The following is a 21342-nucleotide window of genomic DNA, read 5'->3' as shown; positions in this document are numbered from 1 at the left end:
GCCTTCCTCGTTTTACCGGTGCAGCCATTCCCATGTCCGAAGCCCGCAAGATTCTCGTCACCAGCGCCCTGCCCTATGCCAATGGGTCGATCCACCTCGGCCATATGCTCGAGTACATCCAAACCGACATGTGGGTGCGCTACCAGAAATTGCGCGGCAATACCTGCACCTATGTGTGCGCCGACGATGCCCACGGCTCGGCTATCATGCTGCGCGCCGAGAAGGAAGGCATTACGCCGGAACAGCTGATCGCCAATGTGCAGACCGAGCATATGACCGACTTCGCCGATTTCCTGGTGGATTTCGACAACTTCCATTCCACCCACGCCGAAGAAAATCGCGAGCTGTCTACCGCCATCTACCTCAAGCTGCGCGACAACGGCCATATCGCCACCCGCTCGGTGACCCAGTATTTCGACCCGGAAAAGGGCATGTTCCTGGCCGACCGTTTCATCAAGGGCACCTGCCCGAAATGCGCGGCCGAAGATCAGTACGGTGACAACTGCGAAAAATGCGGCGCCACCTACGAGCCCACCGAGCTGAAGAACCCGCGCTCGGCCATCTCCGGCGCCACGCCGGTACTGAAAGACTCCAAGCACTTTTTCTTTAAGCTGCCGGATTTCGAGGCCATGCTGAAAGAGTGGACTCGCAGTGGCGCCCTGCAGGAGTCGGTCGCCAACAAGATCGCCGAATGGCTGGATGGCGGCCTGCAAGAGTGGGATATCTCCCGCGACGCGCCTTACTTCGGCTTCGAGATTCCCGATGAGCCGGGCAAGTACTTCTACGTCTGGCTGGACGCGCCGGTCGGCTACATGGCCAGCTTCAAGAATCTGTGCGCGCGCCGCCCGGAGCTGGACTTCGACGAGTACTGGAAGAAAGATTCCACCGCCGAGCTGTACCACTTCATTGGCAAGGACATCATCAACTTCCACGCACTGTTCTGGCCCGCCATGCTCGAAGGCGCCGGCTTCCGCAAGCCGACCGCGCTTAATGTGCACGGTTACCTGACCGTGAACGGCCAGAAGATGTCCAAGTCGCGCGGCACCTTTGTCAAAGCGCGCACCTACCTGGATCACCTGAACCCGGAATACCTGCGCTACTACTACGCATCCAAGCTGGGCCGTGGCGTCGACGATCTCGACCTGAACCTCGAAGACTTCGTGCAGAAGGTCAATTCCGACCTGGTGGGCAAAGTGGTCAACATCGCCAGCCGCTGCGCGGGTTTTATCCACAAGGGCAACGCCGGCGTGCTGGTGAGCACCGACATCGAGCCGGAGCTGCGCGCCAGCTTCAGCGAGGCCTTGCCGAGCATCGCCGACGCCTACGAGAAGCGTGACTTCGCCCGCGCCATGCGCGAGGTCATGCACCTGGCGGACCTCGCCAACGCCTGGATCGCCGACAAGGCGCCCTGGGCGCTGAACAAGGCCGAAGGCAAGCAGGCCGAAGTGCAGGCGATCTGCGCGTTGGGCATCAATCTGTTCCGCCAGCTCATCATCCTGCTCAAACCCGTGCTGCCGAACCTGGCCAAGGCCGCAGAAGATTTCCTTAACGTCGCGCCGCTGAGCTGGACGGATCTGGACACGCAGCTGGCCAATCATCAGCTCAACCCCTTCACCCCACTGATGACCCGCATCGAGCCAGCCAAGGTCGAAGCCATGGTCGAGGCGTCCAAGGAAGACCTGGCCGCCACTGCTGAAGCTTCGCAGGATAGCGCCCCAGGGGGTAACGGCGAACTGGTCAAGGAACCGCTGGCCGAGACCATCGATTTCAACACCTTCGCCGCTGTCGACCTGCGCATCGCTCTGATTGAAAAATGCGAGTTCGTCGAAGGCGCCGACAAGCTGCTGCGTCTGACCCTCGACATTGGTGATGCTAAGCGCAACGTGTTCTCCGGCATCAAGAGCGCCTACCCGGACCCGAGCAAGCTGGAAGGTCGACTGACCCTGTATGTCGCCAACCTGGCTGCGCGCAAGATGAAATTCGGCGTTTCTGAAGGCATGGTGCTGGCCGCCGGCCCCGGCGGTGAAGAGATCTACCTGCTCAGCCCGGACAGCGGCGCCAAACCGGGTCAGCGTGTGCACTAAGCGCTAGGCTCACGCAGCATATAAACAGGCGGACCTCGACAGAGCTCCGCCTGTTTCATTTTGGCTTGATGAGCATCAGCTGTTGCGCGGGACTGACTACTTTCCAGTCCACCCGGTGGCATCGCGCCGATACCCAATAAGGGGCAAGACCACGCGATGGGTATCGCTGCGCTCAGCACCCGACCGGTAAACACTAGCGCGTGCCCCGGTTGCGATTGAACCGGTTCGGGGCCACCCTGACAGTGGTTGCCTCGTCCGAGCGCCGCACAGCGCTCCCCAGCCGGGAGATGCCCCATGCCACAGCCCAAAGCCATGCCGCTTTTCGGCATCGAGTTCGAATACCTGCTGATCGACAGCGGCGGACCACAGGCCGGACGCATCCGCGACTTCACCAACCTGGACTTCCTTGAACTCAGCGCCCTGCTCGCTGACAAGCCCGGCCTGGACGATCCCGAGCTGGCCGCTGGCGACATGGGCATCCGCAGCGGCTACTGGTACCTGGAAGGTGACGAACGCGCCCATCCCGACGGCAGTTTCAGCACCCTGGCGGTGAAAGGTATCGAGATTCGCACACCGCCACGCCCGGGCGTCGAGGCGGCGCTGGCCTGTCTGCTGGATATCGAAACCCAACTGAGCCAGCGCCTGGCAGCCCATGGCCTTGGCCTGGCGATTGCCGCCCTCAACCCGCGCCATGCGCGTTACGACTTCGACACGCCACTGAATGCCTTCGAACACCAACTGCGTGCCGAGGACCATGAATACGACGGCAGCGAGATTGCCACCCTGACCTTCGGGCCGGATATCAACCTGTCCATGCCCGACTGGGATTTTGACCAGAACCTCAACGCCGCGCGCAAACTTAACTATTACGCACCGTTTATCGTGCCGTTCAGCTTCAATTCACCCTGGTACGCCGGCGCACCCTGGCACGGCTGGTCGCGGCGCACCTGGATGCGCTGCGCCCACCGACCCGCAGTCAAGCTCTTCGTCGATCCGGCAGACTTTCCGGTGCTGGCGCGAGAGTCGACACTCGTCCGCCCAGCGCGCCTGACCCGGGAAATTGGCCGCATCGAATTCAAGGCGTTCGATGCTATGCCATCACTGGAGCTTCTTGGCGCCTGTTGCCACCTCCTGATGGGCCTGTGCCTGGACGAGACGTTGCCCGGACGCAGCGAGCATGCCGATGTAGACCTGTACCGCATCGCGGCCGTAAAGGGCTTCGAGGAGGCGGAAGTTGCCCACGGAGCTCGCCGGACTCTGGCCGCAGCACAGCAGGCCCTCGCACAGGCAGGCGACCCTGTCTCTGCAAAGACCTTGGCGCCCCTGGAAAACACCCTGGCCAGCCACACCCTACCGGCCCATGCACTGCTCGCCAGCGGCCGGATGTACCAACCCGGCGGCCTCGCCCAGCGCGAATCGAATTACTCTTAACCTCAGGTGTGCCGACCTGCCACGAGGGCTGACTCGTTCCGCCTGCCCACGCGACATCCCGTCGCGCCTTGTTTGCCCCGTCCGGGTCCCGGATAATACCGGCCCCTTTTCAACGGCCCTGCCAGAGCGACGGACCCCTGCTATGACCGAACTCGCCCTGATCATGGTTAGCGCCATCCTGGTCAACAACTTCGTCCTGGTGCAGTTTCTCGGCCTGTGCCCCTTCATGGGCGTGTCGAAGAAAATCGAAACCGCCATCGGCCTCGCACTGGCCACCACCTTTGTGCTGACCCTGGCGGCCATGTGCAGCTACCTGGTGCAGGAATACATCCTCGAACCCCTGGACCTGGAGTTTCTGCGCACCATCAGCTTCATCCTGGTGATCGCCGTGGTGGTGCAGTTCACCGAAATGGTGGTGAACAAGACCAGCCCGCTGCTGTACCGCGTGCTGGGGATTTTCCTGCCGCTGATCACCACCAACTGCATCGTGCTGGGCGTGGCGTTGATCAACGCCAACAAGGCCGACTTCACGTTTATCACCGCCACCGCCCATGGCTTTGCCGCCGGCCTCGGTTTTTCCCTGGTGCTGGTGCTGTTCGCCGCCATGCGCGAGCGCATCGCCATCGCCGACGTGCCTCGAACCTTTCAGGGCGCCGCCATTGGCATGGTCACCGCCGGACTGATGTCGCTGGCGTTCATGGGCTTTACCGGGTTGATCAAGCTATGAGCCTGGTCCTGATTGCGGTGCTCGCCGTGCTGGCGCTGTGCCTGGTGTGCGGTGCGATTCTCGGCTTTGCCGCCGTGCACTTTCGTGTCGAGGGCGACCCCATCGCCGAACAGATCAACGCCCTGCTGCCGCAGACTCAGTGCGGCCAGTGCGGTTATCCCGGCTGCAAACCTTACGCCGAGGCCATTGCCGGCGGTGACAAGATCAACAAATGCCCTCCGGGCGGCGAAGCGACCATTGCCGCGCTGGCCGACCTGCTGGATGTCGAGGCCGAACCGTTGGACGCCGAGGGCGGCGAAAAACCGCAGATGGTCGCCTACATTCGCGAGGCCGAGTGCATCGGCTGCACCAAGTGCATCCAGGCCTGCCCGGTGGACGCCATCGTCGGCGCCGCGCGGCAGATGCATACCGTGATCGTCAGCGAATGCACCGGCTGCGACCTGTGCGTCGAGCCCTGCCCGGTGGATTGCATCGACATGCTCGAAGTAGGCGGCACGCCGCACAGCTGGAAATGGGAGTTGCCGCTGGCACCTGGCCAATTGATCGCCACTGACCGGGAGCAGGCCGCATGAGTTCGCTGAAGATTTGGGACATTCCCGGCGGCATCCATCCGCCCGAGTGCAAGGAACCCTCCACGCGCCTGCCGATCCAGCAGGCTCCGCTACCCGCGCGTCTGATCCTGCCGCTGAACCAGCATATCGGCGTGCCGGCCGAGCCCTGCGTGATAGTCGGCGAACGGGTGCGCAAGGGCCAGAAGATCGCCGATGCGCAGGGGTTCGTCAGCGCACCGGTGCATGCGCCGACCTCCGGCGTGGTCAGTTTCATCGGCCCGCAGCCCTACCCGCATGTGTCCGGTATGCCCGCTCCGGCCATCGTCATCGACAGCGATGGCCAGGACGAGTGGATCGAGCGCGAGCCCCATCCGGACTACCGCGACCTTGAACCCGCTGCGCTGCTGCAGATCATTCGTGACGCCGGCATCAACGGTTTGGGCGGAGCCGGTTTTCCCAGTGCGGTAAAACTCGGTGTGCGGCCCAGCCAGAAGATCCGCACGCTGATCATCAACGGTGCCGAGTGCGAGCCGTACATCACTGCTGACGATCTGCTGATGCGCGAAAAAGCTGTCGAGCTGGTCGCCGGCATCGAAATCCTTGCCTATTTGCTGCAGCCCGAAGAGGTGCTGATCGGCATCGAGGACAACAAGCCGGAAGCCATCGCCGCCGTGCGCGCCGCGGTGGGCGAACGGCCCTTTGTGGTCAAGGTGTTCCCCACCAAATACCCCTCCGGCGGCGAGCGTCAGCTGATCCAGATTCTCACCGGCGTGGAAGTGCCCAGCGGCAGCCTGCCGGCGGACATCGGCCTGCTCTGCCACAACGTCGGCACCTGCGTGGCCATCCACGATGCGGTACTGCTGGGCCAGCCGCTGATCTCGCGTATCACCACCTTGACCGGTGCAGCGCTGGCGCGGCCGATGAATGTCGAGTGCCTGCTCGGCACACCGGCCGGCGAGCTGCTGGAGTTTGCCGGCCTGGATACGACAAAGCTTCACCGACTGATCATGGGCGGGCCGATGATGGGCTTTACTCTGCCCGCCCTTGAGGTGCCGGTGATCAAAACCAGCAACTGCCTGCTGGCCAGTACGCTTGAGGAACTCCCACCGCCGCCCCCGGCGTTGCCCTGTATTCGCTGCGGTGAGTGCGCTGAGGTGTGCCCGGCCAGCTTGCTGCCCCAACAGTTGCACTTCTTTGCCCTCGGCCAGGAACACGAACAACTCAAGGCGCACAACCTGTTCGACTGCATCGAATGCGGCGCCTGCGCTTATGTGTGTCCCTCCAACCTGCCGCTGGTCCAGTACTACCGCGCCGCCAAGGGCGAAATTCGCCAGCTGGAGCAAAAACAGCAGAAAGCCGAACACTCCAAACAGCGTTTCGAACTGCGCCAGGAACGCCTGCGCCGCGCCGAAGAGCAGAAGGAAGCCGAGCGCCAGGCCCGTGCCGAAAAAGCCGCTCGCGCCAAGGCGGCACAGCCTAGGGCCAGCACGTCAGTAACAAGCACGACACCGGCCGATGAGCAGCTCAAGCGGCTGAAGATCGAAGCCAGTATGGCTCAGGTGGCGCTAAACAAAGCCGAGAAACAGCTGGCGCAGCACGACACGCCGGAGCTGCACGCCCAGGTTGCCGACTTGCGCAACGCGGCCGAAAGCGCACAGAAAGCCCTGGAGTCGGCCCTGGCCGCCGCGCCTGCGCCTGCCGCCAAACCGGCGGCTGACGAGGCCCTGAAAAAAGCCAAGATCGAAGCCGCCATGCTCAAGGTGCAAATCCGCAAGCTGGAAAAACTCGAGGTGCCGGATGACGATCAGCAGGCCGAATTGGCCCGTTTGCGCCAGGAACTCGAGGAAGCCGAAAAAGCCTTGAGCAGTGCCGAACAGCGCGCAGCCCAGCCTGCCGCCAAACCTGCCGCTGACGACGCCCTGAAAAAAGCCAAGATCGAAGCGGCCATGCTCAAGGTGCAAATTCGCAAGCTGGAAAAACTCGAGGCGCCGGATGACGATCAGCAGGCCGAATTGGCCCGTTTGCGCCAGGAGCTGGAAGTAGCGGACAAGGCATTGAGCGAGGCCACAAACAGCGCACCCACGGCGACGCCGCACACCGCCGGCGTGGAGGCGCTAAAAAAAGCCAAAATCGATCTGGCCATGAAGCGCGCGGAGTTGAAAAAAGCCGAGCGCGCGGGAGCGGAAGAAGCCGAACTGGCGCCTTTGCGGACTGCATTAAGCGCCGCTGAGCAGGCCTTGCACGCAGCCGAAGACGCCTCGGGCAAACCCGCGCCGGAGTTGGTGCGTACTGCCAAACCCGGCGTTGACGCTCGCCTACGCGAGCTGAAAACGGACCTGGCCTTCGCCCGCGCCGACCTGCGCAAGCTGCAGCACACCGTGAATGCCGATCCCGCTGCGCTGGAGGCCGCCCGCAAGCGCCTCGCCGAAATGGAGCGCATGCTTGCGGAGCATTCGTCTAGCTGACGTAGGGTGGATGTCGCTTTTCACACCCACCGTTTTCGCATGTCGACGGTGGACAGACAACGCGATGTCCACCCTACGCCACGGCGTCGCTACAAGGTCGATTCCGCACTGACAAAACAGGCCTTCGCCACGCCGGTGAAGGCACAAGACGCACAGGAACATCGGAGCCTATGGCCCTGCCCCGCATCACCTCGCCCCACGCCACGGGCACCAATCGCACCCAGCGCGTCATGCTGCTGGTGCTGGCCGCCACCCTGCCGGGTGTGGTCGTTCTCACCTGGCTATATGGCGCCGGCACGCTGATCAACCTGCTTTGGGCCAGTGCCCTGGCGCTGGGTTTCGAAGCCGCGATCCTGAAGATGCGCCAACGTCCGGTGCAGTTTTTCCTGCGTGACGGCAGCGCAGTGGTCACCGCCGTGCTGCTGGCCCTCGCCCTGCCGCCTTACTCGCCCTGGTGGTTGACGCTGATTGCCGTAGGCAGCGCCATCGTCTTCGGCAAACAGCTGTATGGCGGTCTCGGCCAGAACCCATTCAACCCGGCCATGGTCGGCTATGTGGTGGTGTTGGTGTCCTTCCCGCTGGAGATGACCAGTTGGCCCTTCCCCCACGCCGTGGGCCTGCTCGACGGCATCCAGCACATCTTCGGCCTCGCCCCGCTGGCGGATGGCTGGAGCCACGCCACCGCTCTCGACGTGCTGAAAACCAACAAAAGCCTGACCCTCGACGAGCTGTGGCAGAACCGCGCCTTCGGCCATTTCGGCGGTATCGGTGCGGAAGTGGTCAACCTGGCTTTCCTGGCAGGTGGCCTGTTCCTGCTCAGCAAACGGATGTTCACCTGGCACGCACCGGCCGGCATGTTGGCGGCCCTGGCAGTGATGAGCCTGCTGTTCTGGAACGGTTCCGGCTCCGATACCAACGGCTCGCCGCTGTTCCACCTGCTGTCAGGCGCGACCATGCTCGGCGCGTTCTTTATCGTCACCGACCCGGTGTCTGGCGCCACCAGCAACCGCGGCCGGCTGATCTTCGGCATCGGTGTTGGCATTCTGGTCTACGTAATTCGCGCCTGGGGCGGCTACCCCGATGGCGTGGCCTTTGCCGTGCTGCTGATGAACCTCGCCGCCCCCACCATCGACTACTACACCCGTCCGCGCACCTACGGCCATCGCAAGGCCGAGCGCGGCTTCAAGCTGGGCGAATGACCATGATCACTGCCGAAATCAGCCGCTCGATGTTCAAGAACAGCCTCGTGCTGGGCGTGTTCGCCATCGTCACCGTCGGCATCGTCGCGATTACGCAGCAGAGCACCGCCGAGCGCATCGTCGCCGCCGAACGCGAGGCCCGGGTCGCCGCGCTGGCGCAGATTCTCCCCGCGGGCAGCTACGACAACCACCTACTCGACAGCCAGGTCGAAGTACACGACCCGCTGCTCGGCAATCGCGCCCCGACCCCGGCCTATATCGCCACCCTCGACGGTCAGCCGGCTGCGGTGATCCTGCAAGCCACCGCGCCAGACGGCTACAGCGGCGCAATCTATCTGCTGGTCGGCGTGCTGGCTGACGGTCGCCTGAGTGGCGTTCGGGTAGTCGGTCACAAGGAAACCCCGGGGCTGGGCGACAAGATCGAACTGGCCAAAAGCCCGTGGATTCGCAGTTTCGATGGCAAATCGCTGGACGATCCCGACGAGAGCGGCTGGGCGGTGAAGAAAGACCAAGGTCAGTTCGACCAGTTCGCCGGCGCCACCATCACCCCGCGCGCAGTGGTCACGGCGGTGCACAATGCACTGCGTTATTTCGACGCCCACAAACATGAGCTGTTCACCACGGAGACCCCCAATGGCTAGCTACCGTGAAATCGCTGCTAATGGCCTGTGGAAGAACAACCCTGGCCTGGTCCAGTTGCTGGGTCTGTGTCCGCTGCTGGGCACCAGCAACTCGACAGTCAACGCCCTCGGGCTTGGCCTGGCCACCGCGCTGGTACTGGCCTGCTCAAACGCCGCCGTCTCGCTGATCCGCAACGCGGTGACTCCGGCCGTGCGTCTGCCGGCGTTCGTGATGATCATCGCCGCGCTGACTACATGCATCGAACTGCTCATGCAGGCGTTCACCTACGAGCTGTACCAGATCCTCGGCATCTTCATTCCGCTGATCACCACCAACTGCATCATCCTCGGTCGCGCCGAAGCCTTCGCGGCCAAAAACAACGTGGCTCGCGCCAGCTTCGACGGCGTGATGATGGGCATCGGCTTCGGCCTGGTGCTGGTGGCCATCGGCGCGGTGCGAGAGCTGTTCGGTACCGGCGCACTGTTCGCCAACATGCACCTGCTGTTCGGCCCGCAGGCGGCCGACTGGCAGATCACCTTCATCCAGGACTACAAAGGCTTCTTGTTAGCCATCTTGCCACCGGGTGCATTCATCGTCCTCGGCCTACTGATCGCCCTGAAAAATCGCATTGACCATGCCATGGCCGAACGGGCCAAGGTCGAAGAGCCCGAAACGCCAACGCCGAGCCGACGCGTGCGAGTCACCGGGGTGATCGAATAGCGCCGCTGCAAGCTGCCTGGACGGTGGGCTGGAGAAGATGCTCAGCCACCAGAATTTTCGCTCGGTGGGCCAACCGCCCGGAACCCCACCCTACGCCTGAAGCCTGAAATATGAATGCCGCCAAACGCCTGGAAATCTTCCGCCGCTTCCACGAAGACAACCCCAACCCGACCACCGAACTGGCCTACAGCACTACCTTCGAGTTGCTGATCGCGGTAATCCTCTCCGCCCAGGCCACCGACGTGGGCGTCAACAAAGCCACGGCAAAACTCTATCCGGTGGCCAACACCCCGGAAGCCATCTACGCCCTGGGCTACGACGGCTTGTGCGAATACATCAAGACCATCGGCCTGTACCCGAGCAAAGCCAAGAACGTGCTGGAAACCTGCCGCCTCTTGATTGAAAAGCACAACAGCCAGGTGCCCGATAACCGCGAGGACCTCGAAGCACTCCCCGGCGTGGGGCGCAAGACCGCCAACGTGGTGCTCAACACTGCGTTTCGCCAGCCGGCCATGGCGGTGGACACGCATATTTTCCGGGTCAGCAACCGCACCAACATTGCGCCGGGCAAGACTGTGCTAGAGGTGGAAAAGAAACTGCTGAAGTTCGTGCCGAAGGATTATCTACTCGATGCCCACCATTGGCTGATTCTGCATGGCCGCTATGTATGCCAAGCGCGCAAACCGCGTTGCGGCAGTTGCCGGATCGAAGATCTGTGCGAATACAAGCACAAGACCTCCGACGATTGAGAGATATAGCCTTTTCCACCGGTCATCATTGATAAAATCTTGTGTACCCGCCACGCCTTTGCCGCTATAAGGTGCGCCATCAGCACCCCGCAGCCTGGAGTGACACACATGACAGACAAAGCCGAACTTGAATTGGATGATGACTTTGTTGGAGAGGACGCGGATGACAGCGTGGAACCTCGCCACGAAGTGGCCAAGACCAACCTGACCAAGCGCCGCATCATCGACAATTTGCTGGACGAGCGCCGCCTGAAAAAGAACTTGGCCGAATACGACTTCGATCTTTGACGCGTTATCTCAACCTCAAAAAAACCGCTCGGCGAGCTGATCGCGAGCGGTTTTTTTATGGTTTCTAATTGCCCGGGAAGGCTCTGGACTGCGACTTTCCCCAGATTACCAAGGTTCCCTAAAGCAGAGCAGCGCAACTTCGTAAAAAACCGGCCACATCAGTGGCCAGTTAGGTACGCCTCAAGAGGGCAAAGGCGTACGACTCACTCAGGCGATTTCAGCGACCTGAGCTTTCGCCGTGCTCAAGCCTTGCACCGGCGCATCGCCACTCAGGGCCTGGCCTTCCGCGTGGATAAAGCGCACATCGGTGATACCGATGAAGCCCAGCGCCTGGCGCAAGTAGGGCTCCTGATGATCGAAGCTGCTACCGTCGCCACTGTAGACGCCGCCACGGGCGGTCAATACATAGGCACGCTTGCCGGTCAGCAGGCCTTGCGGGCCAGTTTCGGTGTACTTGAAGGTAACGCCAGCACGCAGCACATGGTCAATCCAGGCTTTCAGGGTGCTGGGAATAGCAAAGTTGTACATCGGTACGGCCAAGACCAGTACATCAGCGGCCTGCAGTTCGGCGGTCAGTTCGTTGGAGCGCACCAGCGCCGCCTGCTCGGCCGCGCTCTGCTCCTCGGCCGGCTTCATCCAGCCGCCCAGCAAATTGCCGTCCAGGTGCGGGACCGGCTGTTGGCCGAGATCCCGAACCTGAATGCTGTCGCCGGGATGAGCGATTTTCCATTGTTGGATAAAGGCTTCGGTAAGCTGACGGGATACCGAACCTTGTTGGCGGGCACTGCTTTCGATGACGAGTACACGGGACATGGCGAAACTCCAAAACAGGTGGACTACCTTGATGGCCCGCACGTTACTCAGGATGAAGTTGATTAAAAAGCGAGTAATATCGCTTAATCCAATCGACTAATTTGATCAAAAGGCCGGCTTTCGCTAGGCTGCCCAGCATTACTCATCGACTCGTCGCGCAGTCGATAAGCACTCAACATCGATACGCAAACGCACCACCTGGCGATGAAGCTTGACGGTGAGATGAGCCGTTTCCCCAGGCGCCAGCAACGTGCGACGTATGCGCGGCATTTCCGGTCCGTTATTGAACGTGACCGTACAGCGCGCAGGGTTTTCACCCGGGTTGACCAGGGTCAGGCTGGCAAGATCCGCCGCAATGTCATGTGCGCTGTAGCTGATCTGGGTATCACCGGGCACCATCTCGACGTCGATCGGATACGCCAGTGATGACAACGGCAACCCGGCCAGCAAGGCAACACACCACCTATTCATATTGAGCCTCCCGCGAGAGTGCCCAGCGTAAGACAAGAGGATTCGAGGATGAAAGCGCCCCGCGTAACCCTGGACCAATGGCGCACCCTGCAAGCGGTAGTCGACCAGGGCGGTTTCGCCCAGGCGGCCGAGGCTCTGCACCGTTCGCAGTCTTCGGTGAGCTACACGGTGGGTCGCATGCAGGAACAACTCGGCGTGCCGTTGCTGCGTATTGAAGGTCGCAAGGCGGTGCTCACCGATGCCGGTACCGTGCTGCTGCGGCGTTCACGGCAATTGATCAAGCAGGCCAGCCAGTTGGAAGACCTGGCCCACCATATGGAACAGGGTTGGGAAGCTGAAGTGCGCCTGGTGGTGGATGCTGCCTACCCGAGCGGTCGCATCGTTCGCGCGCTCGCCGATTTCATGCCGAAAAGCCGGGGCTGCCGGGTGCGCTTACGCGAGGAAGTGTTGTCTGGAGTGGTCGAAGTGCTGCAGGAAGGCACCGCCGATCTGGCGATCACTGGCCTGGAAATTCCTGGCTACCTGGGCAGCGAGCTGGGCAGCGTTGAGTTCGTTGCCGTGGCCCACCCCGAGCACGCCTTGCACCAGTTGGCGCGCAGCCTGAATGCCCAGGACTTGGAAAGTCAGATGCAGATCGTGATTCGCGACTCCGGTCGCGAGCAACCTCGCGACATCGGCTGGCTCGGCGCCGAACAGCGCTGGACCGTCGGCAGTCTGGCCACCGCCGCCACCTTCGTCAGCCGGGGTTTGGGTTTCGCCTGGCTGCCGCGCCCGCTGATCGCCCGCGACATGCATGAAGGCCGGCTCAAGCCCTTGCCATTGGAACAGGGCCGTACACATACGCCGCGTTTCAAGCTGTTCGCCAACAAGGACAAGCCCCTCGGCCCGGCGACTCAGATACTCGTGGACTCGATCAGAAATTGTGCCGCACCCGACCCCAGCGAGGAATGCACGGAATGACCCTGCGTGCCTCTTCGCATAACAGGTCGTAACCACTATCCTCGCCCCGGATCTTTTCCCCTTATCAAGGATTGCCAGACCATGCTGAAAAAACTTGTCCTCACCACCTGCGCCCTGCTGTTCGCCACCAGCCTGCTGGCTGCGGAAAAACCCCGCGTGCTGCTGACCACCAGCCTGGGTGAAATCGAAATCGAACTACAGGACGACAAGGCGCCGATCAGCGTGCAGAACTTCCTCTCCTATGTGGACAGCGGCTTCTACAACGACACCATTTTCCACCGGGTGATCCCCGGTTTCATGGTCCAGGGCGGCGGCTTCGATGCCACCATGAAGCAAAAGCCCACCCAGGCACCGATCAAGAACGAAGCCGACAACGGCCTGCGCAATGAGCGCGGCACCCTGGCCATGGCCCGTACCCAGGCACGCGACTCGGCCACCAGCCAATTCTTCATCAACCACAAGGACAATACCTTCCTCGACCACGGCAGCCGCGACTTCGGTTACGCCGTATTCGCCAAGGTGGTACGCGGCATGCCGGTGGTCGACCAGATCGCCCAGGTGCCGACCGGCAACCGTGGCATGCACCAGGACGTGCCGCGCGAGGCGGTGGAAATTATCAGCGCCAAGCGGTTGTAAGAGCAGGTGCGGGTGAGGCAGCGCTTGACCCGCACATACGCCAGGCAATGAATTCGCCCCACCGGCGTACTGAGCGTCGATAGGCTTATCCCTGCCGATACGGCAGCATCTCCCGCGCCTCTTCGGCATAGGCCAGTACGCCTTGTTTTTCCTCGGCGAGGAAATCCGCCACCGCCGCACGCAGACCCGGATGGCGCAAGTAATGCCAGGAGCGCGTGATCACCGGCTCGAAACCGCGGATCAGCTTGTGTTCGCCCTGGGCACCGGCATCGAAACGTTTTAATCCCAAGGTGATCGCCTGCTCGATGCCCTGATAGAAACAGGTCTCGAAGTGCAGCCGGTCGTATTCGGCCAGGCATCCCCAATAACGGCCATACAGGCTGTCGCAATCCATCAGCGAAAACGCCATGGCTACCGGACGCATGCCTTGCAGTGCCAGCACCACACGGATCGCTTCAGGCATGCGTTCGGCCAACAGGCTGAAAAACGCCCGGGTCAGATAAGGCGCCTGGCCGCGCACCTGATAGGTGTTGGCGTAACAGGCGTAGACAAAATCCCACTCCGCCTCGCTGAGCTGATGACCTGCGCGCCAGTCGAAGTCGATACCCTGGCCGGCAACTTGCTCGCGCTCCTTGCGCAACTGCTTGCGCTTGCGTGAGGTCAGCGCATCGAGAAAATCCTGGAAATCACGATAGTCCCGATTGAACCAATGGAACTGGCAGTCCAGGCGTTCCAACCAACCCTCGCGGCCGCGCAGTAGGGCATCCTCCGCCGGCGTGGTGAAATTGATATGCCAGCCGGACAGCCCTCGCTCCGCCAGAGAGCCAGTCATCGCGTCCAGCACATCGGACAATGCCGCCGGCTCGCCCAGCAAGCGCGCGCCGGCTACCGGCGTAAAAGGCACACCGGTAAGCCACTTGGGGTAGTAGGCGATGCCGGCCCGCTGGCATGCATCGGCCCACCCCCAGTCGAACACATACTCACCATAGGAATGCGCCTTGCTATACAGGGGCAGCGCAGCCAGCAGGCGGCCCTGCCCGTCTTCCAGCAGGCGATGCACCGGTTTCCAGCCAGTACCCGGACCGACACTGCCACTGTCTTCGAGGCAACTGAGAAAGGCATGACGCAGGAAGGGCTGGGCGTCGGGCAGCAACGCGTCCCAGGTGGCGGGCGGACATTCAGCGAGACGAGACAAAATTTTGATAGGCATGTCGGCAGTCTGGCGAAAGCCGGACACAAATAAAAGCGATCAGGCAGGCTCCGGTAAGTGCTCAGCGGTCGAGACATAAAAAACCCCGCCGAAGGCGGGGAAAGGAGCATAGGATCAGAGCCTACTGCAGGCCCATGACGATGGCGTGACCGCCATCGTTACTGTTTCCTGCGGTGATGTTCGCGAGAAGGCTTACTGCTGCGCCCACTCCAGGAACGCCGCACGGCTTTCTGGGCTGAGCAACAGCCACAGTTGCTGCAAGGTGTTCAGAGTCGCGTCGTTGTGTGGCAGGTTCTGGGTGGGCTTAGCCGCCCGGGAGGGTGCAGGCATCGCAGCGGCTGTTTTTGCCGGTGCACTGTTAAGCGGTTCAACGATGGATTGTGTATCGGTAATGGCAGAACCACCGCCCAACAACTGGTTGATCGCCGAAACAGGCTTTGGGCCCGCCTCGGTGACAACACGCTCTCCGGTACGCTGATTGATTGCCCATCCCGCGAAGGTATCCACCATGGCCTGGGCCTCTTGCAGGTTGGCCGGCTCGTTGTATTCCAGTTTCCACACATCACCCGCGTGACCGTCCAGGCTGTACACCGCACTGCGCGTGCGCACGACTTCATGGCTCAGGCCACCCCCGATGTCGAAGCCGTTCTTGTAATAGGTGTTGATGCGGTATTCGCCTGGCTGCAGATGCAACGTCTTGTTTTCGGTGCCGAACAGGGCATTGGCTGAAGGTACTTGCTGACCGTTGATGCTCAACACTTCCAGCTCGTTGGGCACTTCAACCACCATCACCTGTGCCGGGGGCAGCTCGGAGCCCGCATACAGTTTCACGTGAGACTGCTGGGCACAACCTGATAACAGCCCCACTACAAGAGCAACCCCGAAAAAACCGCGCATGAAGACTCCTTGAAACGATAAGCGAACCGGGTTGCACGAACTGAAATGGCAACCATCTTGGGAAACAAATTGAGAAGCCAGAATAAGTACAAATAATTTCAGTTCGATGACAAAAAGCCGGGTTGCTCAAGGAGAGCAACCCGGCTTGATGTTTCTGATCCCGCTAGGCGCAATTAGAAGTCGTAGCGCAGACCCACGGAGAAGCCAGTGGCTTCTTCACCTGCAGCACCACCTGGCGTAGCAGTGCGAGCTTGGCCCCACGGAGTCAGAGCAACGTTGTCGTCATTGTCGACCACCGCATAGTTGGCGTAGATACGTACGGCCTTGTCCAGCTTGTGCTCCACACCCACGACCCACATGTCGGAGTCATAGCTGTCAGCGTCTGCATCACGTGTCATCCACATCGCCTTGACGGCCGTGTTAGCCGCAACCTTGAACTCGCCGCCCACACCGTATACATCGGAGGTCAGCAGATCACGTGTGGCATCAGACGTAGCATCGGTGCCGGTGTAGTCCAGCGTCTGGTAGAAGCCGACCATTTTGAAAGCGTCGGTCAGCTTGTAGGCGGCAGCGGCACGAATGCCATCACGCTCTCCACGACCCGTGTCCTCCTCGGCCTGCTCGTAAGCCAAGGAAGCCTCGAACGGGCCACCAGCGTAGTTCAGCGACATGCTCATGGAGTCGGTTTTCAGCGAATCGCCGTCAGCATCAACTTGAGCCGACTCACCTTCATGTACCGAGTAAGCCAGCTTGGCATTGAAGCCGCCGAAGCTCGGCGTGGTGTACTGAACCGTGTTGTCATAACGCTCGTCAAAACGCGCATTGCCAACGCGAGTCAGGTTACGCATATCACCGACCTGATCACCGAACAGGTTGGCCGGACCACGGGCGACCTTGAACGGGCTGTCAAAACGGCCCAGCTGCACGGCACCGAATTTTTTGCCGCTCAGACCCACGAAGGTATCGCGGGTGTTGAAACCGTTGCCATCACCACCATTGGTGAAGTTGATTTCCTGCTCGATCTGGAAGAATGCCTTCAGATCCGGGTTGATTTGATGATCGCCCTTGAAACCCAGGCGAGAAGAGTTGCTGGAGATGTTGGTTTCGGAATAATCAGCACCGTCGTCCAGGAAATCGGTTGATACATGAGCGCGACCATAAACAGTGATATCGGCCATCGCCACGGCAGGCAATACGGCTGCAGCACTTACAACAATCGCAATCAACTTCTTCTTCATCTGAAAAGCTCCATCGGGTTTGTATAACGTCCCAGCGACCTGAACGTTTCGTTGTTGGACTGAAGCGAAGTATGGAAACCCGATGTGACAGAACTCTTGCTGAATTATGAAGATTTGAAGTCAACGGAACTTTTCGAGAAAAACCGGAAAAACAAAGGGTTGCAGTCGATTCATTCCGAGAAAAGCCTTTCTTGCTCTTATTATGTTACGAGGCGAGGAAGGCAACAGATATTGCATCTGTACATTGCAGGAGGAATTATTCGACACAAAAAAAAAGGGGCGACCGAAGTCGCCCTAAATGCCTTGCGTGCTCTTGAAACTGGAAAGATCAGTTCGCTTTGGTTTTCTTGGCATCTTTCCAGATGAAATATCCAAATCCGGCGCAGAACACGACGCAAAGTCCAACAATCAGGACTCCTGCAACAACTACTTCGTCGATGTACATATCCTGTCTCCTGGGCTGGCGCTGTTGCTTTGAATAACTGCAGATTGCCACAACCCTGTGGCCAGCCATTGACGTGGGTCAACTTTCGGCCCCGGACGGCAACCGAGTACAGCGCAAACTGATCTGAATCAAGAGATAAGAGTGTGTGAGGAAGACGGGCCAGGTCGTCGCCCAAGCCAGCAGCCGTTCGCGGCGAAGGCGCTGCCCAACGGAAAATCGAGCTCCCGCATCTACCTATGAGAGGCGGCTCGCCCTCGGGCATAGCTTCGAAACTTCACCGCTTCTTCGGGGTGCCCTTGGGCTTCTTCGTGGCCTTCTTGCCCTTGGGCAGCGGCAGTGCCTGCTCGAAGGCCTGACGCACATCATTCAGGCGCTTTTCGTGCAGATCATGGATGCGCTTGCCGCGTTCGGCGGTAAAGTCGATCAGCTTGTCGTCTGGATTCATGGTCAGCTTCAATCGGGTCGGAATCGGTGATGCACACCCTAGAGGGGATGCGCCTGGACAATAATGATGCGGCGTCAGAGCGCTGATGACCAGCGCAACCACCTACTCAGGCCTTGATGTCCACCCATAGGCCCTTGCGCGGCAGGTTTTCATCCAGACCGTACTCCTCCTCAAGCGCCTCGCCAGAGGCTTCGCCCTCGGCCCGGGCTCGTTCGCGCTGCTGCTGGCGGCGGCGCTGCTCCTCGCGCAGGCGCATGGCGGTCTCTTCTGGATCACGCTTATCCAGAGCCACTGAATTGTCGGCTGAGGTTTCCTCAACCGGTACCACAGGTGGGACATCGGGACGGGCTTTGGGCGGGTCCTGCTGACTGGTCACCGCAACCTGACTGGGCAAGATTGGCGGAAGCATGGCTGATTCTCCTTGTTATCCACTCTGTCGGCAGCCGCCAGTCGGGCTTGAGGGGTCACTACACTACTCGGAAACCCTCCGCGCTTCCGGTACCATACCCGGCTTTTTCACTCGACGGAGACACGCATGGCGCAGCAGCAGTATCAACCGGGGCAACGCTGGATCAGCGACAGCGAAGCAGAGTTGGGGCTCGGCACCATCCTCGCTCAGGACGGCCGCCTGCTTACCGTGCTCTACCCTGCCACCGGCGATACGCGTCAGTACGCTCTGCGCAGTGCTCCGCTGACCCGCGTGCGCTTTGCTCCCGGCGATGAAATCACCCATTTCGATGGCTGGAAACTGATCGTTCGCGAAGTCGAGGATGTTGACGGCCTGCTGGTCTATCACGGCCTCAACGCCGACAACGAAGAGTGCACGCTGCCTGAAACCCAGCTGTCCAACTTCATCCAGTTCCGTCTGGCCAGCGACCGCCTGTTTGCCGGCCAGATCGACCCCTTTTCCTGGTTTGCCCTGCGCTATCACAGCCTGACGCACCGCAGCCGCATCCTGCAGTCGCCGCTGTGGGGGCTCGGCGGCGTACGCGCGCAGCCGATCCCGCATCAATTGCACATCGCCCGCGAAGTGGCCGACCGCATGGCGCCGCGCGTTTTGCTGGCCGACGAAGTGGGCCTGGGCAAGACCATCGAAGCCGGCTTGGTGATCCACCGCCAGTTGCTTACCGGACGCGCCAACCGCGTGCTGATCCTCGTGCCGGAAAACCTCCAGCACCAGTGGTTGGTGGAAATGCGCCGGCGCTTCAACCTGCAGGTCGCGCTGTTCGATGCCGAGCGCTTCGCCGAGAGCGATGCCGATAACCCCTTCGAGGACACTCAGCTGGCGCTGGTCGCCCTGGAGTGGCTGAAGGACGACGACAAGGCACAGAATGCCCTGTTCGCCGCTGGCTGGGATCTGCTGGTGGTCGACGAAGCCCACCACCTGGTCTGGCACCCGGAGCAGGCCAGCCCGCAATACGTGCTGGTCGAACAACTGGCCGCCGCCATCCCCGGCGTTTTGCTGCTCACCGCCACACCGGAACAGCTGGGCCAGGACAGCCACTTCGCCCGCCTGCGCCTGCTCGACCCGAGCCGGTTCCACGATCTGAAAGCGTTCCGTGCCGAAAGCGCGAACTACAAGCCCGTGGCCGAAGCGGTGCAGGAACTGCTCGACGAAGGTCGTCTGTCGGACCAGGCACACCGCACCATCCACGAATTTCTCGGCGATGAAGGCGAAGCGCTGCTGGCTGCCGTCACGGATGGCGATATCCAAGCCAGTGGTCGTCTGGTGCGCGAACTGCTCGACCGTCATGGCACCGGCCGCGTGCTGTTTCGCAACACCCGCGCCGCGGTGCGCGGTTTCCCCGAACGTGAGCTGCATGCCTACCCGCTGGCCAGCCCCGACGAATACATGGAGCTGCCCGTCAGCGAGCACGCCGAGCTGTACCCGGAACTCGGCTATCAGGCCGGGGCGCAAGAAGAGGAGCCGCGCTGGTGGAGTTTCGATCCGCGCACGGAGTGGCTGATCGATACCCTGAAGATGCTCAAGCAGTTCAAGGTACTGGTGATCTGTGCCCATGCCGAAACGGCACTGGACCTGGAAGAAGCCCTGCGCGTGCGCTCCGGCATCCCGGCTACGGTATTCCATGAGGGCATGAGCATTCTCGAACGCGACCGCGCCGCCGCCTACTTTGCCGATGAAGAGTTCGGCGCACAGGTGCTGATCTGTTCGGAAATCGGCAGTGAAGGCCGCAACTTCCAGTTCGCCCATCATCTGGTGCTGTTCGACCTGCCGGCCCACCCGGACCTGCTCGAACAGCGTATTGGCCGCCTCGACCGCATCGGCCAGCAGCATCGCATCCAGCTGCATGTGCCCTACCTGGAAAACAGCGCCCAGGAGCGGCTATTTCAGTGGTACCACCAGGCCTTGAATGCCTTCCTGAATACCTGCCCGACCGGCAACGCCCTGCAGCATCAGTTCGGTCCCCAGTTGCTGGAGCAGCTCGAAGGCGGTGATGACCATCAATGGGAAACCTTGCTGAGCAATGCCCGTACCGAGCGCGAACGGCTTGAAGCCGAGATGCACAGTGGCCGCGACCGTCTGCTGGAGCTCAACTCCAGCGGCGCCGGCGAAGGCCAAAGCCTGGTCGAAGCGATCCTTGAACAGGACGATGAATACGCCCTGCCGATCTATATGGAAGAGTTGTTCAACGCGTTCGGTATCCACAGTGAAGACCATTCGGACAACGCGCTGATCCTGCGCCCCAGCGAGAAAATGCTCGACGCTAGCTTCCCGCTTGGCGACGACGAAGGCGTCACCATCACCTACGATCGCAACCAGGCACTGGCTCGCGAAGACATGCAGTTCCTCACCTGGGAACATCCCATGGTGCAGGGTGGCATGGACCTCGTGCTCTCCGGCGCGATGGGCAACACCTCGGTAGCACTGATCAAGAACAAGGCGCTCAAGCCCGGGACCGTATTGCTCGAACTGCTCTTCGTCAGCGATGTGGTCGCTCCGCGCGCCCTGCAGCTGAGCCGCTACCTGCCGCCCGTGGCACTGCGTTGCCTGCTGGATGCCAAGGGCAACGACCTGGCGGCCAAGGTCGGTTTCGAAACCCTCAACGACCAGCTGGAAAGTGTGCCGCGCATCAGCGCCAACAAGTTCGTTCAGGCCCAGCGCGACGTGCTCGCCACGCAGTTCAACCTGGCCGAAACCAAGATTCAGCCGCGCCATGCCGAACGTGTCGCCGATGCCAAGCATCGCCTGACCGCAGAACTGGACGAGGAGATCGCCCGTCTCACCGCGCTGCAAGCGGTTAACCCCAGCGTGCGCGACAGCGAGATCGATGCCCTGCGCCACCAGCGCGAAGACGGCCTGAGCTACCTCGACAAGGCCTCGCTGCGTCTGGAAGCCATCCGCGTACTGGTGGCCGGCTGATCCATTCAGG

21 protein-coding genes are annotated in these 21342 nt (G+C 61.3%); 13 read left to right on the top strand and 8 right to left on the bottom strand.

The window, feature by feature from the left end; all coding sequences use genetic code 11:
- The first annotated feature begins 32 nt into the window (after positions 1-32).
- The 10 genes from metG to H9642_RS04175 all read left to right on the top strand — a co-directional run bounded on the left by metG (position 33) and on the right by H9642_RS04175 (position 10835).
- On the top strand, positions 33-2084 hold the full coding sequence (gene metG, locus H9642_RS04220; RefSeq protein WP_251835143.1) for a methionine--tRNA ligase: 2052 nt from the start codon (positions 33-35) through the stop codon (positions 2082-2084).
- A gap of 294 nt (positions 2085-2378) precedes the next feature.
- Positions 2379-3515 (top strand): glutamate-cysteine ligase family protein, encoded by a 1137-nt coding sequence (locus H9642_RS04215; protein ID WP_251835142.1) that lies wholly within the window; start codon positions 2379-2381, stop codon positions 3513-3515.
- Positions 3516-3657: 142 nt separating this feature from the next.
- Positions 3658-4242: an electron transport complex subunit RsxA gene (rsxA, locus tag H9642_RS04210; RefSeq protein WP_251835141.1), complete on the top strand. Its 585-nt coding sequence runs from the start codon at positions 3658-3660 to the stop codon at positions 4240-4242.
- Positions 4239-4814, top strand: coding sequence for an electron transport complex subunit RsxB (gene rsxB / locus H9642_RS04205; RefSeq protein WP_251835140.1), 576 nt, complete (start codon positions 4239-4241; stop codon positions 4812-4814). The genes rsxA and rsxB overlap by 4 nt, the downstream gene beginning before the upstream one ends.
- Positions 4811-7258 (top strand): electron transport complex subunit RsxC, encoded by a 2448-nt coding sequence (gene rsxC, locus H9642_RS04200; RefSeq protein WP_251835139.1) that lies wholly within the window; start codon positions 4811-4813, stop codon positions 7256-7258. The genes rsxB and rsxC overlap by 4 nt, the downstream gene beginning before the upstream one ends.
- Before the next feature lie 170 nt (positions 7259-7428).
- Positions 7429-8457, top strand: a complete 1029-nt coding sequence (locus H9642_RS04195; RefSeq protein ID WP_251835138.1) for an RnfABCDGE type electron transport complex subunit D — start codon at positions 7429-7431, stop codon at positions 8455-8457.
- Between the two features lie 5 nt (positions 8458-8462).
- Positions 8463-9098, top strand: coding sequence for an electron transport complex subunit RsxG (gene rsxG, locus H9642_RS04190; protein WP_251835364.1), 636 nt, complete (start codon positions 8463-8465; stop codon positions 9096-9098).
- The gene (locus H9642_RS04185) at positions 9091-9798 is read left to right on the top strand and encodes an electron transport complex subunit E (protein ID WP_251835137.1); all 708 of its coding nucleotides are present in this window, start codon (positions 9091-9093) and stop codon (positions 9796-9798) included. Before rsxG ends, H9642_RS04185 begins: the two co-directional genes overlap by 8 nt.
- Before the next feature lie 110 nt (positions 9799-9908).
- Positions 9909-10547 (top strand): endonuclease III, encoded by a 639-nt coding sequence (nth, locus tag H9642_RS04180; protein WP_251835136.1) that lies wholly within the window; start codon positions 9909-9911, stop codon positions 10545-10547.
- 108 nt (positions 10548-10655) lie between these two features.
- Positions 10656-10835 (top strand): PA3496 family putative envelope integrity protein, encoded by a 180-nt coding sequence (locus tag H9642_RS04175; protein ID WP_251835135.1) that lies wholly within the window; start codon positions 10656-10658, stop codon positions 10833-10835.
- Positions 10836-11042: 207 nt separating this feature from the next.
- On the opposite strand, the gene H9642_RS04170 is transcribed toward H9642_RS04175, so the two are convergent.
- Entirely contained in the window at positions 11043-11648 is a 606-nt protein-coding gene (locus tag H9642_RS04170; RefSeq protein WP_251835134.1) for an FMN-dependent NADH-azoreductase, read from the bottom strand.
- Positions 11649-11786: 138 nt separating this feature from the next.
- Entirely contained in the window at positions 11787-12119 is a 333-nt protein-coding gene (locus H9642_RS04165; protein ID WP_251835133.1) for a 3-phosphoglycerate kinase, read from the bottom strand.
- A gap of 48 nt (positions 12120-12167) precedes the next feature.
- Here H9642_RS04165 and H9642_RS04160 point away from each other — a divergent pair, with 48 nt between their 5' ends.
- Positions 12168-13079 carry a LysR family transcriptional regulator gene (locus tag H9642_RS04160; protein ID WP_251835132.1) on the top strand — a complete coding sequence of 304 codons (912 nt, stop codon included), beginning with the start codon at positions 12168-12170 and terminating at the stop codon, positions 13077-13079.
- An 81-nt stretch (positions 13080-13160) separates the two neighbouring features.
- On the top strand, positions 13161-13715 hold the full coding sequence (locus H9642_RS04155) for a peptidylprolyl isomerase (protein WP_251835131.1): 555 nt from the start codon (positions 13161-13163) through the stop codon (positions 13713-13715).
- 85 nt (positions 13716-13800) lie between these two features.
- On the opposite strand, the gene H9642_RS04150 is transcribed toward H9642_RS04155, so the two are convergent.
- The 6 genes from H9642_RS04150 to H9642_RS04130 form a co-directional block, all read right to left on the bottom strand.
- Entirely contained in the window at positions 13801-14925 is a 1125-nt protein-coding gene (locus H9642_RS04150) for a GNAT family N-acetyltransferase (RefSeq protein ID WP_251835130.1), read from the bottom strand.
- 192 nt (positions 14926-15117) lie between these two features.
- Positions 15118-15756 carry a DUF2057 family protein gene (locus H9642_RS04145; RefSeq protein ID WP_251835129.1) on the bottom strand — a complete coding sequence of 213 codons (639 nt, stop codon included), beginning with the start codon at positions 15754-15756 and terminating at the stop codon, positions 15118-15120.
- Between the two features lie 239 nt (positions 15757-15995).
- A complete protein-coding gene (locus tag H9642_RS04140) occupies positions 15996-17060 on the bottom strand; it encodes a porin (RefSeq protein WP_251835128.1) in 1065 nt (354 codons plus the stop codon).
- Between the two features lie 328 nt (positions 17061-17388).
- Entirely contained in the window at positions 17389-17505 is a 117-nt protein-coding gene (gene ccoM / locus H9642_RS18315; protein WP_286010174.1) for a cytochrome c oxidase subunit CcoM, read from the bottom strand.
- A gap of 274 nt (positions 17506-17779) precedes the next feature.
- Positions 17780-17950, bottom strand: a complete 171-nt coding sequence (locus tag H9642_RS04135) for a hypothetical protein (RefSeq protein ID WP_251835127.1) — start codon at positions 17948-17950, stop codon at positions 17780-17782.
- A gap of 106 nt (positions 17951-18056) precedes the next feature.
- A complete protein-coding gene (locus H9642_RS04130) occupies positions 18057-18359 on the bottom strand; it encodes an aspartate-semialdehyde dehydrogenase (RefSeq protein WP_251835126.1) in 303 nt (100 codons plus the stop codon).
- 126 nt (positions 18360-18485) lie between these two features.
- On the opposite strand from H9642_RS04130, the gene rapA reads away from it, so the two are divergent.
- Entirely contained in the window at positions 18486-21332 is a 2847-nt protein-coding gene (gene rapA / locus H9642_RS04125; protein WP_251835125.1) for an RNA polymerase-associated protein RapA, read from the top strand.
- Positions 21333-21342 lie beyond the last annotated feature (10 nt).

It is taken from the genome of Serpens gallinarum, assembly GCF_014836765.1.
Taxonomy (GTDB): domain Bacteria; phylum Pseudomonadota; class Gammaproteobacteria; order Pseudomonadales; family Pseudomonadaceae; genus Serpens; species Serpens gallinarum.
The sequence above is the reverse complement of the archived record's forward strand: the minus strand, read 5'-3'. Positions and strand labels throughout refer to the sequence as shown.

Coding starts and splice junctions, on each gene's coding strand:
- metG (WP_251835143.1), top strand. CDS start 33: ATGTCCGAAGCCCGCAAGATTCTCGTCACCAGCGCCCTGCCCTATGCC.
- H9642_RS04215 (WP_251835142.1), top strand. CDS start 2,379: ATGCCACAGCCCAAAGCCATGCCGCTTTTCGGCATCGAGTTCGAATAC.
- rsxA (WP_251835141.1), top strand. CDS start 3,658: ATGACCGAACTCGCCCTGATCATGGTTAGCGCCATCCTGGTCAACAAC.
- rsxB (WP_251835140.1), top strand. CDS start 4,239: ATGAGCCTGGTCCTGATTGCGGTGCTCGCCGTGCTGGCGCTGTGCCTG.
- rsxC (WP_251835139.1), top strand. CDS start 4,811: ATGAGTTCGCTGAAGATTTGGGACATTCCCGGCGGCATCCATCCGCCC.
- H9642_RS04195 (WP_251835138.1), top strand. CDS start 7,429: ATGGCCCTGCCCCGCATCACCTCGCCCCACGCCACGGGCACCAATCGC.
- H9642_RS04185 (WP_251835137.1), top strand. CDS start 9,091: ATGGCTAGCTACCGTGAAATCGCTGCTAATGGCCTGTGGAAGAACAAC.
- nth (WP_251835136.1), top strand. CDS start 9,909: ATGAATGCCGCCAAACGCCTGGAAATCTTCCGCCGCTTCCACGAAGAC.
- H9642_RS04175 (WP_251835135.1), top strand. CDS start 10,656: ATGACAGACAAAGCCGAACTTGAATTGGATGATGACTTTGTTGGAGAG.
- H9642_RS04170 (WP_251835134.1), bottom strand. CDS start 11,648: ATGTCCCGTGTACTCGTCATCGAAAGCAGTGCCCGCCAACAAGGTTCG.
- H9642_RS04165 (WP_251835133.1), bottom strand. CDS start 12,119: ATGAATAGGTGGTGTGTTGCCTTGCTGGCCGGGTTGCCGTTGTCATCA.
- H9642_RS04160 (WP_251835132.1), top strand. CDS start 12,168: ATGAAAGCGCCCCGCGTAACCCTGGACCAATGGCGCACCCTGCAAGCG.
- H9642_RS04155 (WP_251835131.1), top strand. CDS start 13,161: ATGCTGAAAAAACTTGTCCTCACCACCTGCGCCCTGCTGTTCGCCACC.
- H9642_RS04150 (WP_251835130.1), bottom strand. CDS start 14,925: ATGCCTATCAAAATTTTGTCTCGTCTCGCTGAATGTCCGCCCGCCACC.
- H9642_RS04140 (WP_251835128.1), bottom strand. CDS start 17,060: ATGAAGAAGAAGTTGATTGCGATTGTTGTAAGTGCTGCAGCCGTATTG.
- ccoM (WP_286010174.1), bottom strand. CDS start 17,505: ATGTACATCGACGAAGTAGTTGTTGCAGGAGTCCTGATTGTTGGACTT.
- H9642_RS04135 (WP_251835127.1), bottom strand. CDS start 17,950: ATGAATCCAGACGACAAGCTGATCGACTTTACCGCCGAACGCGGCAAG.
- H9642_RS04130 (WP_251835126.1), bottom strand. CDS start 18,359: ATGCTTCCGCCAATCTTGCCCAGTCAGGTTGCGGTGACCAGTCAGCAG.
- rapA (WP_251835125.1), top strand. CDS start 18,486: ATGGCGCAGCAGCAGTATCAACCGGGGCAACGCTGGATCAGCGACAGC.